Origin of the sequence: Paenibacillus sp. FSL M7-0896, from assembly GCF_037975415.1 — a bacterium.
GTDB classification, from domain to species: domain Bacteria; phylum Bacillota; class Bacilli; order Paenibacillales; family Paenibacillaceae; genus Paenibacillus_AQ; species Paenibacillus_AQ silagei.
On the sequence record NZ_CP150250.1, the window covers coordinates 3,118,089 to 3,133,414 of the forward strand.

The 15,326-nt window shown below is 53.2% G+C and carries 16 protein-coding genes; 13 read left to right on the plus strand and 3 right to left on the minus strand.

Annotated elements, in window-relative coordinates; translation table 11 throughout:
- Positions 1-210 precede the first annotated feature (210 nt).
- The 11 genes from ftsY (at position 211) to MKY12_RS13255 (ending at position 12,014) form a co-directional block, all read left to right on the plus strand.
- A complete protein-coding gene (gene ftsY, locus MKY12_RS13205; protein ID WP_036728871.1) occupies positions 211-1,203 on the plus strand; it encodes a signal recognition particle-docking protein FtsY in 993 nt (330 codons plus the stop codon).
- 737 nt (positions 1,204-1,940) lie between these two features.
- The gene (locus MKY12_RS13210) at positions 1,941-3,404 is read left to right on the plus strand and encodes a circularly permuted type 2 ATP-grasp protein (protein WP_339314045.1); all 1,464 of its coding nucleotides are present in this window, start codon (positions 1,941-1,943) and stop codon (positions 3,402-3,404) included.
- 30 nt (positions 3,405-3,434) lie between these two features.
- On the plus strand, positions 3,435-4,388 hold the full coding sequence (locus tag MKY12_RS13215; RefSeq protein ID WP_339314046.1) for an alpha-E domain-containing protein: 954 nt from the start codon (positions 3,435-3,437) through the stop codon (positions 4,386-4,388).
- Complete coding sequence (locus MKY12_RS13220; RefSeq protein WP_339314047.1) at positions 4,385-5,251, plus strand: transglutaminase family protein; 867 nt, start codon at positions 4,385-4,387, stop codon at positions 5,249-5,251. Before MKY12_RS13215 ends, MKY12_RS13220 begins: the two co-directional genes overlap by 4 nt.
- Before the next feature lie 204 nt (positions 5,252-5,455).
- A complete protein-coding gene (locus MKY12_RS13225; protein ID WP_036728859.1) occupies positions 5,456-6,265 on the plus strand; it encodes an SDR family NAD(P)-dependent oxidoreductase in 810 nt (269 codons plus the stop codon).
- A 27-nt stretch (positions 6,266-6,292) separates the two neighbouring features.
- Entirely contained in the window at positions 6,293-6,637 is a 345-nt protein-coding gene (locus MKY12_RS13230) for a DUF1801 domain-containing protein (protein WP_036728856.1), read from the plus strand.
- Between the two features lie 155 nt (positions 6,638-6,792).
- The gene (locus MKY12_RS13235; RefSeq protein WP_339314048.1) at positions 6,793-7,581 is read left to right on the plus strand and encodes a DUF2087 domain-containing protein; all 789 of its coding nucleotides are present in this window, start codon (positions 6,793-6,795) and stop codon (positions 7,579-7,581) included.
- 25 nt (positions 7,582-7,606) lie between these two features.
- Entirely contained in the window at positions 7,607-7,987 is a 381-nt protein-coding gene (locus tag MKY12_RS13240; RefSeq protein WP_036728853.1) for a GIY-YIG nuclease family protein, read from the plus strand.
- A 151-nt stretch (positions 7,988-8,138) separates the two neighbouring features.
- Positions 8,139-8,549, plus strand: a complete 411-nt coding sequence (locus MKY12_RS13245) for a DnaJ family domain-containing protein (RefSeq protein WP_339314049.1) — start codon at positions 8,139-8,141, stop codon at positions 8,547-8,549.
- A gap of 219 nt (positions 8,550-8,768) precedes the next feature.
- Entirely contained in the window at positions 8,769-11,261 is a 2,493-nt protein-coding gene (gene hrpB, locus MKY12_RS13250; RefSeq protein WP_339314050.1) for an ATP-dependent helicase HrpB, read from the plus strand.
- Positions 11,262-11,369: 108 nt separating this feature from the next.
- Positions 11,370-12,014 (plus strand): general stress protein, encoded by a 645-nt coding sequence (locus tag MKY12_RS13255; RefSeq protein ID WP_036728847.1) that lies wholly within the window; start codon positions 11,370-11,372, stop codon positions 12,012-12,014.
- Between the two features lie 110 nt (positions 12,015-12,124).
- Here the strand turns inward: MKY12_RS13255 and MKY12_RS13260 are convergent, their stop codons facing one another.
- Together MKY12_RS13260 and MKY12_RS13265 are read right to left on the minus strand one after the other, a co-directional pair.
- The gene (locus MKY12_RS13260) at positions 12,125-12,643 is read right to left on the minus strand and encodes a GNAT family N-acetyltransferase (RefSeq protein ID WP_339314051.1); all 519 of its coding nucleotides are present in this window, start codon (positions 12,641-12,643) and stop codon (positions 12,125-12,127) included.
- 22 nt (positions 12,644-12,665) lie between these two features.
- The gene (locus MKY12_RS13265; RefSeq protein ID WP_339256393.1) at positions 12,666-13,118 is read right to left on the minus strand and encodes a MarR family transcriptional regulator; all 453 of its coding nucleotides are present in this window, start codon (positions 13,116-13,118) and stop codon (positions 12,666-12,668) included.
- 581 nt (positions 13,119-13,699) lie between these two features.
- Between MKY12_RS13265 and MKY12_RS13270 the strand changes: the two genes are divergently transcribed.
- Positions 13,700-14,059, plus strand: a complete 360-nt coding sequence (locus MKY12_RS13270) for a helix-turn-helix transcriptional regulator (protein ID WP_036694148.1) — start codon at positions 13,700-13,702, stop codon at positions 14,057-14,059.
- Between the two features lie 107 nt (positions 14,060-14,166).
- On the opposite strand, the gene MKY12_RS13275 is transcribed toward MKY12_RS13270, so the two are convergent.
- Positions 14,167-14,730 (minus strand): TraR/DksA C4-type zinc finger protein, encoded by a 564-nt coding sequence (locus tag MKY12_RS13275; RefSeq protein ID WP_339314052.1) that lies wholly within the window; start codon positions 14,728-14,730, stop codon positions 14,167-14,169.
- Between the two features lie 187 nt (positions 14,731-14,917).
- Here MKY12_RS13275 and MKY12_RS13280 point away from each other — a divergent pair, with 187 nt between their 5' ends.
- Positions 14,918-15,313 carry a DivIVA domain-containing protein gene (locus tag MKY12_RS13280; protein ID WP_339314053.1) on the plus strand — a complete coding sequence of 132 codons (396 nt, stop codon included), beginning with the start codon at positions 14,918-14,920 and terminating at the stop codon, positions 15,311-15,313.
- The last annotated feature ends 13 nt before the right edge of the window (positions 15,314-15,326 follow it).

The window sequence follows — 15,326 nt, forward strand, 5'->3', positions numbered from 1 at the left end:
ACTGGAGGAGCGGTAGCGACCGCCTTTGTCTGCGGATTTCAACCGTTAAAAACGGTAAAAATCATGAAATCTGCAGACAACAGCGGCCGGAAGTCCAAAACTTCTCTGGAGTCACGGCTAATCCTATAACATAAAAACAATAGTACAATTTATATAGACGCAGGATTCATGAAGTGATCCCTATAACCCTTTAGGAGGAAGCATAAGCCTATGAGTTTTTTCAAAAAACTTAAAGACAGCATTTCCGGTAAAACAGAAAGCGTAACGAAACAGTTCCGCGACGGTCTGGAGAAAACACGCAAGGGCTTCGTTGAGAAGGTCTCGGATCTGATTATCCGCCGCAAAAAGATAGATGAAGAATTCTATGAGGAGCTGGAAGAGATTCTGATCGGCGCAGATGTCGGCGTGAATACGGTCATGAATCTGGTAGAGGAGCTGCGTGCCGAAGTGAAGCAGAAGCGGATCGAGGACGCGGCAGAGCTTCAGCCGATTCTCTCCCGCAAGCTGATGGAGCTGCTGCGCGGAGATGATGACAACAGTCTGAACGAGAATCCGGATGGCATTACCGTGATCCTGTTCGTCGGCGTGAACGGAGTCGGGAAGACGACGACCATCGGCAAGCTGGCGCACCGCTACAAGCAGGAAGGCAAGAAGGTTCTGCTGGCGGCAGGCGACACCTTCCGTGCCGGAGCCATTGAGCAGCTTGAGGTGTGGGGCAAGCGTGCCGGAGTGGATGTGATCAAGCAGCAGTCGGGATCGGACCCGGCAGCGGTGATGTTCGATGCGGTTCAGGCTGCCAAGCAGCGCAGTGTGGATGTGCTGATCTGCGATACAGCAGGCCGGCTGCAGAACAAGAGCAATCTGATGGAAGAGCTGAACAAGATCTTCCGTGTCATTCAGCGCGAGATTCCAAGCGCCCCGCATGAGGTGCTTATGGTGCTGGATGCCACCACCGGGCAGAATGCGCTCACCCAGGCCAAGCTGTTCGGCGAGAAGAGCGGCGTGACCGGCCTGGTACTGACGAAGCTGGACGGTACGGCGAAGGGCGGAATCGTGGTAGCGATCCGCCAGGAAATGAACCTGCCGGTGAAGCTGGTTGGTCTGGGCGAGAAAATGGAAGATCTTCAGCCGTTCGATTCCGACCAGTTCGTGCATGCCCTGTTCGCAGGCATGATCTCGGAAGAAGCGGACTCGGAAGAATAACCACAACAATAGATAGCTGCGAAGCAACCTCCCTTTGGAATGAAATATTCCCGGGGAGGTTTTTTGTTGAACGGATTGGACCCGCTGAGAGGGGAGGGGAAGAGGAAATAGTTGGATTTTCTCCACTTGCTGATGAAAGAAAGGTCTCTGTTAGGGCAGGAGTTGGAAAAACAACACTTAATTGAGCGCATTTCAGTCAATGTGGCTGATACTAACACTAGCAGTTGTAGTTTTTCCGCTTGCTTTCCCCTATCCCTCAGAAATCGAAGAATTAAGATACGTTTGTCCACCTGTTGTTGCGGGTCTGCCGCTTCTTGGCTTCCCGCGCAGAATCCCCCGCCACGGACATATCCTCCTCTGCCGAAAGGAGCCTCCACCAGTACATAACCATCCTTCGGCTTACTCCCCTTTTGGCGTTTCAAAGAATACGCTGAAATTATATTAAAAATACATCATATGAAAAATTCATAATAGTACTGCTTGTCAGCATCCCCGCATACAATTGGATGTGGAATCATCATGCAGCACCCCGAAAAGCAAGTTTAAGAGAAAGGAAGCGATTCCAAAGTGGCAGGATGGTTCAGAAACTCCATTTTGCTGTTATATATATTGACATGGATAATATTATTTACGTATTATGAAGGTAGTAAATCATATTTTCGTGGTGAATTTTTAAAATTTGAACTTATTTGTTAAGAAACATAACACATTATACTGATCCGAGAGGAGTCGGGCTCATGTCCAAACTAGATCCTTTGCCCGGTCTGTCTCCGTATCCGCTGCAGCATTTCTATGATGAGATGTATGCGGATGAACGGAACGTCCGGCCTCATTACAAGCATGTGAACCGCATGTTTTCCGGGATGAGCCCCGAAGAGCTGCAAGGCAAGCAGAAGCTGATGCAGCGTCGGATGATGGAAGAAGGCATTACTTTTACACTGTACAACCCGGCACAGGATCAGCCTATGGAGCGGACGATTCCCTTCGATATGATTCCGCGCATTATCCCCAAGGGGGAATGGGAACGGCTGGAGGCGGGGATTGTACAGCGGATTACCGCACTAAATCTGTTCATTCATGATATTTACCATGAGCAATATATTGTGAAGGACGGAATTGTGCCGCGGCGGATGGTGATCTCGAACTGTTATTTCCGGCCGGAAATGTCCGGACTCCGTGTACCCGGCGGTGCGTACATCACCACTTCAGGCATCGATCTGATCCGCCATCATGACGGCGAATATTATGTGCTTGAGGATAATCTGCGTACACCTTCGGGCTTCTCGTATCTGTTCAAAGGCAGATCGCTCATGAACCAGCTGTTTCCTGAGCTGTCGTTTGCCAGCTCCATCCGCGATGTGGATCACAGCCTGAACCGTTTCCTGTCCGTGCTGCGCAGCTTGTCCCCGTCCCGGACCAAGGACCCGGTCATTGCCCTGCTGACACCGGGGGAATACAATTCGGCTTATTATGAGCATGCTTTTCTGGCACAGCAGATGGGCATTCATCTGGTTGAGGGCCGTGATCTGGTCGCTCAGGACCACAAAATCTACCTGAAGGTGATGAACGGTCTGCGCAGAGTGGATGTGCTGTACCGCCGGCTGGATGATGATTTCATCGATCCGCTTGCTTTTCAGCCTAGCTCGCTTCTTGGGGTTGCAGGTCTGATGAATGCCTACCGGGCAGGAAATATCGCGATTGCCAATGCGCCCGGAACCGGGGTAGCCGATGACAAAGCCATGTATGTATATGTGCCGGATATGATCCGCTATTATCTTAATGAAGAGCCGATTCTGGGCAATGTGCCGACCTATCTGCTGTCACGGCCGCAAGAGCGCCAGTATGTGCTGGATCATCTGTCTGAAATGGTGGTGAAGGAGACGTCTCTCTCCGGGGGCTACGGCATGCTGATCGGAAGTGAGGCATCGAAGCAGGAACTTATCGACTTCCGGCTCAAAATACTGGCGGAACCGGAGCGTTATATCGCCCAGCCGATCATGTCACTGTCCCGTGCGCCGGTCTTGTCGGAGGGCAGTATGGCTCCGCGGCATATTGATCTTAGAGCGTTTGCGCTGATGGGGGCCGACCGCAAGCCGCATGTCATTCCAGGGGGACTGACCCGGGTGGCGATGCGCGAAGGCTCGCTGGTCGTGAACTCTTCCCAAGGCGGCGGAGTGAAGGATACCTGGGTAATGGCCTAGAGACTTTTCTAAGGTAAAGGGGGGGCTAGAATGCTGAATCGCAATGCGGAGGCTCTATTCTGGATCGGCCGGTATATTGAACGGGCTGAGAATCACGCCCGGCTGATCGATGTACATTACCATATCCAGCAGGAAGAGGATTACCAGGAAGAGGGCCACAAGTGGTCGCGCCTGATTGATGCACTTGGGGTACGAAGCGAATATCTGCGGCAGTTTGAAAGCTTCAGTGAACAGGACGTCTTATCCTTCATCACACTGGACATGGGGAATACCAATTCCTTGTTCTCCTGTGTGCATCAGGCCAGGAATAATCTGCGCACGCTGCGCCAGCATCTGCCGAGTGAGCTGTGGGATATTATCAATGGCTTCAACCTGTGGCTCGGTGAACAGTCAGTAACGGATATCATGCGCGGCCCGCATCAATTCTATCAGCAGGTCAAGGAGCGGGCGGCGATGTTCCTCGGCGCGGAGCAATCGGTGATGCTCCGGGGCAATGAATGGCATTTCATCGAGAGCGGCCGGTTTCTGGAACGGGCGGAGAATACGACACGTATCCTGCAGACCGTCACGGTATCCTGCAAGTCGAAGGCTATCAATTCCATCTATACCCAGCTTCAGGCTGTGCTGAAATCGGTGAGCGGCTATCAGTCCTTCCGCCGGTATTACGCCGATGATATGTCGCCGGAATGCATTCTGGAATTCCTGATCGTGAACCCGCTCTTCCCGCGTTCAATCCGCTTCTCCTTCCACAAGCTGGAGGAGCATCTGTCCAAGCTGGAGCTGGATTCTTCAGAGAAGGGCTCAGGGCATGAGAAGGTGATCCGTCAGGCGGGCAAGATCAAGGCGGAGCTGGATTATATGGAGAAGGAAGAGATGTCCGGGGACCTGACCCTGGATGTGCTGGAGTCACTGATGATATCCTGTCAGAGGCTCGGCCGAACGATGGACGGTGCTTTTTTTCGCCGTGAAGGAGTCTCGGTATGAAAATACAGATCAACCATACAACCACCTACAGCTACCCCGAGCCGGTGACGGACAGTGTCAATGAGATCCGGCTGACGCCGCGCACGAACTACCGGCAATCCTGTTATCACCATGAGGTGGAGGTGCATCCGCCGGCTAATCTGCTGACTTATGAGGATTTCTTCGGCAACCGGGTCCATGCCTATTCGGTGAACAAGCCGCACACGGAAATGGTGATTCACACCAAAGCGACCGTGGTCACGCTCGACAAGGCGCAAGGCACCGATCTTCCGCATATTCCGCTGGAGGAGCAGGTGAAGCTGCTGAATGACGAGAAGTTTCAGAACCGGTATATTGAGTTTATTCTGCCTACCCGGTACACCGAGGTGACGCCGGAGCTGGTGGAATTCGCGTCGCAGCATCCTTTTGAGGAAGCCGAGGATATGTACGAATGGACCCGGAAGCTGTCGTCCACCATCTACGAGCAGTTTACGTACGATCCCGAGGCGACGAGCGTCAACACTACAGTGAAAAGAGCACTGATGCTAAAGCGCGGAGTCTGCCAGGACTATGCACATCTGATGATTGCGGTCTGCCGCAGTGTCGGCTTGCCCTCGCGTTATGTGAGCGGGTACCATTTTGTCGGGGACCTGCAGGGGGGCAACGCCAACTTCGAGCAGGCCTCGCATGCCTGGGTGGAGACACATATTCCGGGTACGGGCTGGCTGGGCTTCGATCCGACCAACAATGCTGAAGTAAGCTGGCGGTATATCAAGCTTGGGCATGGACGGGATTATAAGGATATCGTTCCGGTCAAAGGGGTATACCGCGGAGCAGCGGGCACGCTTACGGTTAAGGTGGATGTACGGCAGCTGGAGAATTGAATGAGTCAGAGGAGACCCCGCAGCTGCGGGGTCTTTGCTGTTGCAGACAAGATATGCAGGGGCTTATCAAGCGGATAGGCTGTGCATGTTGCACTGAGCTTGTGCAATTTTTTGCATAACATGATTATAATCAAGCATCATTTGGGTAATCTTGAAACAGAGCCATTACATGCAGAATGGTATTCACGGAAGGAGAGTGTACATATGAGCCCCAATATAGCAAAAAAGCAGCGTTTTCAAGGGAAAACAGCCATAATCACAGGTGCGGGCTCGGGAATCGGCAGAGCGGCAGCAATTCAGCTGGCACGTGAAGGTGCGAATGTCGCCTTGTTCGATCTGGTGAACGAACGTACTTCAATCCTTGAACAGAAATTGAATAAGCTGCGCAGGGATTGCGCGTTAGCTATTGATGTGGATACTTCGGATGCCGGCCGGATGGAGGAAGCGGTGCGCAGGACTGTGGAGCATTTCGGAGGCCTGGATATTGTGTTCGCCAATGCGGGCATTAACGGAGTGGTGGGGCCGATAGAGGAGCTGAGCGTGGATGATTGGGAGAAGACCCTCTCTGTCAACCTGACAGGCACCTTTCTGACACTGAAATACACCATTCCCCATCTGAAGGAGAAGGGCAAAGGCAGTATTATTATTACCAGCTCGATCAACGGCAACAGCAGATTTACCAGCTTCGGCTGGTCACCATACAGCACCACTAAGGCGGGACAGGTCGCGTTCGCGAAGATGGCTGCACTGGAGCTGGCCAAGTTCAAAATCCGGGTCAATGTCATTTGTCCGGGAGCGATCGCCACGAATATCGACGAGAGCACGGAGTGGAACGATGATGTGGAGTCGATTGTTATTCCAATTGAATTCCCTGAAGGAGCACAGCCGCTAGCTGACGGACCAGGCAAGCCGGAAAATGTGGCCGATCTGGTCGCGTTCCTGGCCTCGGATGAATCCATTCATATTACCGGCTCGCAGATTGTGATTGACGGTGCGGAGTCGCTGCTGTCTTAAGTTCATTCTCCAGGAAAAGGTGATTCCATGAACCAAGAAGTGACGGATTACATTGCTCAGATCAAGCTGCCCTGGCAGTCGGAGATAGGCTCCAAGCTGCGTGAGGTCATTCACGAGGCTATACCGGAGGTAGCGGAACGAATTCAGTATGGCAAACCGCATTTTCTCAAAAACGGGAAATATGCCGCTGTCCTCTCTACCGCCAAAGGCTGGGTGAGCTTCTCCATCTTCAACGCAGCAGCGCTGGAAGTGCCTGAAGGCCAATTCGAGGCGGGGAGTGGGGATCGTCTCACAACCAAGCTGACGGAGGGCAAGGCTGTTGATTATGAACTGCTGTCTACCTTGCTGAAGCAGGCTTCTGCTGCATTATAAGAACTGACAAATAGAGATCCTCCGGGATATAGAGACACTGCCATGATTGGCGGTGTTTTTCTTTTGCTATAAACAATCTAATTAGATGGTTGTAAAATAACAAACAAAATGATAATATGTCTATATAAAAGTAAACAAAGGGTGTGGTGGTCCAGTTGGCAGAAGAGAATGAAGCAGTGCGGATATCGGAGAAATTCTGGAATGCGTCCATTGCAGAATTGAAGCAGGGCTATAATGTGGAGACGGAAGAGCGGACGGAAAAGTATTATTGTCTGGTCTGCGGAGCTGCCTTCGAGAAGGGCTTGATCTATAAGGATGAAGGGCAGTATTACGAAGCGGAGAAGTTCGCAGCTCTGCATGTGAACAGGGTTCATGGCGGGATGTTCCATTGGCTGCTGACGCTGGACAAGAAGCTGAGCGGGTTAACCGAATTGCAGAAGGGGCTGCTGCAGGCTTTCCGCCAAAGTCTTAGCGATGCAGAAGCAGCCAAGGAGCTGGGGATCGGCAGCACCTCCACGGTGCGTAACCACCGGTTCACGCTTCGCGAGAAGGTGAAGCAGGCCAAGCTGTTTTTGGCGGTTATGGAGCTGGCGGAGGAGAAGCCGGGAGCTTCATCGCCTTTTGTGAGTATTCCGCGTACGGCTGTGATGGTCGATGAACGGTTCGCGATTACCGAGCAGGAGAACGCCGAGATTCTGGGCACCTATTTCAAACAGGGGCCGGACGGCCCGTTGTCAGAGTTCCCTAAGCGGCAGAAGCGGAAGGCGGCTATCCTGCGCCATTTGCTGCAGCGTTTTGAGACCGGGCGCAAGTATAGTGAGAAGGAAATCAATGCGGTGCTCGAAGCCGCTTACCCCGATTACGTGACGCTCCGGCGGTATCTGATCGATTACGGGCTGCTGGACCGTGAAGAAGACGGAAGCAGCTACTGGGTGAAATTATAACGGAGAGAAGAAGGGGAGAGAAATAATGACGGATAAAACCAGACGCAAGGAATTGGGATATAATTACGCACACTCGCACAGGCCGATGGGGGTATACCGGATTGTGAACACCGGCAATGACAAAATGTATGTGGGAAGCAGCCTGAATCTGGACGGGGTCTGGAATAAGCATAAGTTCATGCTGGATATCAAAGGCCATGACAATAAGGCACTGCAGGAAGACTGGAATGAACGCGGGGAAGCGGGCTTCCGCTTCGAGGTGCTGGAGCAGATTAAGCCGGAGGAGGATTTCGTGGCCGATGTGCAGGAGCTGAAGAAGTACCGCAAGATGCTGCCGGACATGGAGAGTAAATGGCTGGAGCAGCTGTCTCCTTACGGGGAGCGCGGATATCATAAGCAGAAATAGCTTTCTGCCTGGTGATAAGAAGCGATAACTTACAGGCAAACCGGGAATGAATTTCAGCAGCACCCGTGCTAAAATAAGGACAAAGCTGTAGCAGAATGTGCCGTTTGCAATATAAAAGGGCACCGGGGCGCTGATGAAAGGAACGGTGTGGATGGCTATATTATCTTGGCTTGCAGAACAAAGAATTCAGGAAGCTATGCGCAGCGGAGAGTTCTCCAATCTGCCCGGGCACGGCAAGCCGCTGGAGCTGGAGGATCTCTCGGGCGTACCCGAGGAGCTGCGGATGTCCTACAAGATTATGAAGAACGCCGGATTGCTGCCCGAGGAAGTCACGCTGCGCGCAGAGTGTGTGACGCTCGAAGAGCTGCTGATGGCTTGTCACACCAGCGGCAACAGCACTGCCGGGGAACGCAAGGAGCTGGAGGGCAAGCTCTCCCTGAAGCGGCTGCGTCTTCAGATGCTTTTGCAGGAACGGGGTCTGGAAAGCAATGCTGCATATGCAGATTACGGGGACGCGATCGGGCAGCGGCTGGGCGGAGTGGAACGGGATGGTAGGGAGTAGTGGGTGAGGAAACGGGTGAGTAGACGAGTATTGAAGTAAGTATGAGGCCTCCGGTTCATGGAACCGGGGGTTTTTGTGCGAAAGTTTAGATGGGAGCTTATTGTTGAACGGGTAAATCCTCCTACAGCAGTAACGAACTGCTTGATATCTGGAATGAATTCGCCGATGATAGGGAGATGGAGATTTAACTTAACTTTTAGCAGATGATGGAGAGATGAAATGAAGCAGCTTCCGATTATGCAGGTGCTCCCTGACCTGAAGAGAATTCTGACAGACCGTGCAGCGGCCATTCTGATTGCCGAACCTGGAGCGGGGAAGACAACGGCGGTGCCGCCTGCTTTTTTGGAGGAGCCTTGGCTGGCCGGTAAAACCATTCTGATGCTGGAGCCCAGACGCCTGGCAGCGCGTTCGGCCGCAGCTTATATGGCGTCCTGTCTGGGGGAGAGTGTGGGTCAGACCGTAGGCTATCGCATGCGGATGGATACCAAGGTGGGGCGGAATACACGCATTGTTGTTGTGACGGAAGGCGTGCTGACGCGAATGCTCCAGAGCGATCCTTCGCTGGGGGATGTGGGTCTTGTGATCTTCGATGAGTTCCATGAGCGCAGTCTGCATGCGGATCTTGGACTGGCACTGGCGCTTGAAGCGCAGAGTGTGCTGCGCGAGGATCTGCGCATTCTGGTGATGTCGGCGACCCTGGACGGAGAACGCGTAGCTTCTCTGCTGGGCGAAGCGCCGGTCGTACGTTGTCCGGGCCGGACGTATCCGGTGGAGACGGTCTATGTGCCGGAGGCAGGCAATGCTACCGCTGAGAAATCCGCAGCCGCCGCTGTCCGGCGCGCGCTTGCTGAGCAGCCGGGGGATGTGCTGGTCTTTCTGCCCGGCGAGCGGGAGATCCGCCGGACGGAGCAGGAGCTGGCATCAGGAAGTCTGCCGCCGGGAACGGTGCTGCGGCCGCTCTATGGCCAACTGCCGCAGCCGCAGCAGGATGCGGCGGTGGCTCCTGCAGTGGAAGGCGAACGGAAGGTCGTACTGGCAACCTCCATTGCCGAGACGAGTCTGACAATCGAAGGGGTACGCTCGGTGATTGACACGGGGCTGCGCCGGACGCAGGTATTCTCTGCGCGTACCGGCATGCCGCGCTTAACGACGGTGCCGGTCTCGAAGGCCTCGGCCGATCAGCGGCGCGGCCGGGCAGGCCGGACAGCACCAGGCGTCTGCTACAGGCTGTGGAGCCGTGAGGCGCATGATCATCTGCCGGACGACAACGTGCCGGAGATCATGGAGACCGACCTGGCGCAGCTCGCCCTGGAGCTGGCGCTGTGGGGCGTGCGCGATCCGGGAGCGCTCGCCTGGCTGGACGCGCCGCCTGCCGCGCCTTACGCGCAGGCCATGGCGCTGCTGCGCCAGCTCGGCGCGCTGGACGCCGGCGGCGCCATTACGCCGCACGGCCGCAGCATGGCCGTGCTTGGCGCGCACCCGCGCATCGCGCATATGCTGCTGCGCGCGGCAGACCTTGCAGCTGCGCCGCTCGCCGCCAGGCTCGCTGCGCTGCTGCAGGAGCGGGACCTTTTCCGGGGTCCCGCGGCTCTAGACAGCGACCTCACGCTGCGCGTGGAGGCGCTGCTCGGGTTCGAGCGCTCCGCCAGCAGCGGCGGAGCGGACCCGGCGGCCTTGCGCGCGGTGCAGCGCGAGAGCCGCAGCTTCCTGGCGCAGCTGCAGGCAGCGCCGGGCGAAGGGCCCGGCGACATCAGCCGCAGCGGCCTGCTGCTGTCGTTCGCCTATCCCGACCGGATCGGGCAGGAGCGCGGCAATGGCGCGTTCCTGCTCTCCGGCGGCCGGGGGGCGGCGATGCGCGAGGGGCAGCCGCTGGCGCGCTCGCCCTACATCGTGGCACCCGGCGTGGATGACCGTGCCGGGCAGAGCCGGATTATGCTTGCCGCAGCGCTCTCCGAGCAGGACCTGCTGAAGCATCATGCGGACAGCCTTCTTGAGGAGCGCGAAGTCTACTGGGACAGTGAGAGCGGAAGCGTGAAGGCGCGAAGAGTGACCCGGCTGGGGGCGCTCATTCTGAAGCAGACGACCCATGAGCGGGCTACTCCCGAGGAGACGGAGAGCGTACTGCTGAAGGTGATCGCGGCGGAAGGGCTACAGCTGCTGCCTTGGGAGAAGGGAACCCTCCAGCTGCGGCAGCGGATGGATTTCATGCACTCGCAGGGGGCCGACTGGCCCGATATGTCGGATGAGGCGTTGACGGATACATTGGAGGAATGGCTGGCACCCTTTATACAAGGGATGCGGAATCTCCGTGATTTACAGCGGGTGAAGCTGGTGCAGGCGCTGGAGGGGATGCTGGACTGGAACAGCCGCCAGCAGCTGAACAAGGAGGCGCCGACGCATATTACGGTACCGAGCGGTTCGCGGGTTCCCTTGGATTACAGTAATCCCGGGGCGCCGGTACTGGCAGTTAGGCTGCAGGAGATGTTCGGGCAGACGGATACTCCGCGGATCGGCGGAGGGAAGGTCCCGGTGCTGCTGCACCTGCTGTCTCCGGCGAGAAGGCCGATGCAGATCACCTCAGATCTGGCCAGCTTCTGGCAGAACACCTATTTCGAGGTGAAAAAAGATCTGAAAGGCCGTTATCCCAAGCACTACTGGCCGGATAATCCGCTGGAGGCAGTACCGACCAACCGTACCCGTCCTACCAAATAGAATGAGAGGGGTATCAGGTATTAATTCATCCGGTGATGCTTTTCCTGTTTGGGCACCGCGTGAACGGGTAATAGAGTAGCGAACAACAATTACGAAGGAGGGCTTCAAGTGACAGAGAAAATTATTGGCGTATTCGATACGGAACAAGAAGCAACCAGAGCAATTGAAAGTTTGCAGAGTCAAGGCTTCACGAACGATGAGATTTCAGTAATTACGAAGGATCGAGATGACCTGAAACACATCTCCGAGGATACAGGAACGATGGCGCCGGAAGGCGTTGCTACAGGTGCGGCCACCGGCGGCGTAGTGGGCGGAATTACCGGACTGCTGGCCGGGATCGGTGCGCTGGCCATTCCGGGAATTGGTCCAATCCTTGCCGCAGGCCCAATCGCAGCTACGTTAACAGGGGCTGCCATTGGAGTAGGAGCAGGCGGTCTGGTGGGCGGATTAATCGGACTCGGCATTCCCGAGGATGAGGCCAGAGATTACGAAGGCTACATCGACAGCGGCAAAATCCTCGTCCTGGTCGATGACAACGGCCGTGGAAGAGATATCCATACGGTATTCCGGGGTAACCGTTCACTCAATTCCGGCCGGTACGACAGCCTGTATCCGGAGGATACGCTGGCTGACCGCGGAGCAACTAACCCTGATCTGGTCCCTAGGGACACAACGGTTGGCAATACCTTGGGCAATAGAGGCTCGATGAATGCAGACCGTGACCCCGACCTCTACAACCGCGACAAAATCTAAAAATTAGAGCAGGCTTAAGCCCGCTCCTATAGCATACTTAAGAACTGCCTGCGGCGAACATGCCCAGGCAGTTCTTTGTGCTTGATTTTGTGCTGATTAAATTAATTGTGCTAGAGGATGATTCTGGTCATGATCAGATCTGTTTGCTCCTCGTCACCCATATAGAAAGAATGAGTTCCTGTCTGTACGAAATTCAATTTTGTATAAAAGGCAACTGCGTTTCCGTTTTGTTCCCAAACCCCCAGCCAGAGCTTCCTCTTATTCTTTTCGGCCGCGATTTCCACCGCTTTCTCAATCAGCTGTTTCCCTAGCCCCAGCCTATGAAAGGGCCTTCTAATATAGATCCTTTCCACTTCAAGCGAGTCCTTGTCCATATGTTCAGTTTGGGCATCATCGGCGTTAACCTTCAGGTACCCGGCAATTTCTTCATTATAATAGATGAAATAAAATTCAGAATGGCGGTTGGCGCATTCTTTTTTTAATTGCTCTGTACGAAATGCTCTTTTCAAATAAGCTTCCATAGCTTCTGGTGAATTTTGATTTTTGAAGGTGTCCGTAAACGTTTCGATACTGATTTTTTGCAAGGTCTCCAGATCATCGGAAGAGCATCTCTTTATCAAAATAGTCATCTATAATTCTCCTTTTGTATAATCAATAGTCCCGTTTGTTTCCCTTTTTTACATATTCCCAGTCTTTTTCCACATTGGACCTGACTCTTTGTAGGAGTTTTACCAGGGTTTCAGCCTCACTTTCGGAGAAGCCGGACAGCGCTACGCTATTAGAATAATCGTTCTCTCTCTTGAGCAGAGGGTAGACGGCCTGCCCTTTCTCTGTAGGGATCAGCCGCTTGATTTTTTTGTTGTGCCGATCTTCATTTTTTTCAATAAAACCGTTAATCTCAAGCTTCTGTATAGCGCGGGCAGCCGTTGTCCGGTCCACTTTAATCATTTCAGCCAGCTTCTCCTGGATCATCCCCGGATGCTCACAGATCCGCATCAGATACAAATATTGCCCCCTGGTAAGGTCGTATTGCTTAAATTCGATATTGCTGATAGAGTCCAGTGACCGGGCAATCATTCCAACCTCGCGTAGAATCTCCTTCATAATCACAGCCCCATTGATCATGTATTTTCCAAGCCTATAGTTTTAAAATAATACATGATTTTTGTTGCAATTACAACAAAATAAATAAGAGTAATCGTCTGTGGAGAGGCAGAGAGGGGGGGATTATTCATGTCATTTCATCATATGAAAAATTCATAATAATGACCCCAAATATTAATAAAAGACTTATTGCGTCCACAATAACCTTTATTTTGCAGAGGTAATAAGCAACGGGTGTCAGGCGCCGAAAGTTAAAGTCGCACTCTATTAATATAATTTCATTACATGAAAAATTCACAATAGAGTACATAAAAACACCAGCCGTATCTACTAATACCATCTAACCGTCTCACCATATGCGTACCTATCTTCTTCAAAACGGAAAAAGTAAACCTAAACTCCGCACCGGAAAAATGAAACTATAAAATATAACTTGTTGTGAAAACTGGGAAATAGAGTTTATACTAGAGTTGTAGCTGGAAATGCTACCCACATCATTTGACTGCCGGAATTAAGTGACAAGGGGCTATGGCTGTTCTTCTCTAAGGATTCTAACAAAAAAACACCCCGGGAGGTGTCTTATGGCGTTTATGATTGCTCAGCGGGCGTTTATAAAGGTATATCTGATTACAATGGTGGAGCAACACAAGGGGTATGGTTATCAGATGCTGGAGGATTTGCGCAGAGATTTCAAAGCTCATGGCTATTCGCCTCCCCAAAGTGAAATTTACCGCGCTCTGCATGAGTTGGTGCAGCAAGGGATACTTTACCGTACCAAGCAGCTTAAGGGGAGCGATCCGAAGGTCGATTTTCAGGAGATTGTCCTGTATCACTTCACTTCGGACGGGGAGGAGAAGGCCAAACTATATAAGAAGCAGGTGAAGGCCGATCTGGACCGTTGTCTTGGTATTCTTAATAAGGCAGTAGCAGACAACTTCTGATGGGAGATCCACGAGCTGGCGGGCTCATGCATATCGATCTGGCCACGTTCCGGCGGACTCATCTATATCAGTCTATCCAGAAGCCTCACAAGTCGTGAACAGCCGGCTCAGGAATCCTCATCTTCAGAATCCTGGCCCGGCGGGGTTACCGGCGAGCTTGCGCTGCCATAATCCTCGACGGCTTCCCAGGCACCGGCGTCATCAAATCTTCCGCTATTCTGCTGACGTCCTTCGCCTGCACCGGCTGGCGGCGGGGTCATAACCTCTTCTTCCACAGGGCGTGCGCCGGTGTCACGGCTGGTTGGGGCATGCTCCACGGTATAGCGGGTGTAGGGGATGGCCTCAAGCCGCTCATAAGGAATCTCTTGCTTGCTGGCTTCGCAGATGCCGTACGTTCCGTTATCCATCCGCGCAAGAGCAGCTTCGATCTCCGTTAATTCTTCGGATAGCGAGGTGTTGATGGACAGGTCGCGGCTGCGTTCAAACGTCTCTGTTCCTGTATCGGCGGGATGGTTATCGACCGAAGAGAGCTCGCCCGTTGAGAGGATAAGGGAATCGCCAAGCAGGCTGTCTTCTGCTCCATTGCCGGAGAAATGCTGTTCCAGTTCAGCCTTGCGTTCTTCAAGCGAGGCTCTAAGCTTAGTCAATTGGTCTTTGGTTAAGTGGCTCATCTGTCATCTTCCTTTCAGCTTGATTAGTAGTTATACTGTCGTAATCTTTCCTTACCCTAATGTGTTATAGGGCAATCAGCAGGCATCCCTATGCTGAATTGTAACTTTAGTGATATTTTCATGCTGCTTTCACCCTGTTATAATAATACCTGCCGGATGAATGCAGCATACACTTGGAGGTTATGAAATGGACGAACATATGAAACGGCGGCTGGATAAGCAGAGAAAGCTGTTCAGCCAGCTCGGTATTACACTTGATGCACTTACCATTCATGAAAAGGAATTCAGTATGAAGCTTCGCGGCTATGATGCCGAAGAGGTGGATACGTTCCTGGACAGCGTCATTAAGGATTATGAACGGTTCTATGCTACCATAGCGGATCTGATGGATAAATGGCAGGAGCAGCAGATTGAGATGAAAGAGCTGAAGGCAGAGGTGAAGACCGCAACCACTCCGGCCCCTGTGCCGATTATTAAGGGCATTGATCCGCAGGATCTCGAAGATATTATCATCAAGCTGGAAGCCAATGTGCGTCAGCTCAAGGACAGATTGCCCATTCCCCGCACGGAGGGGTATTTGTAAGCCCTGTGCAGCC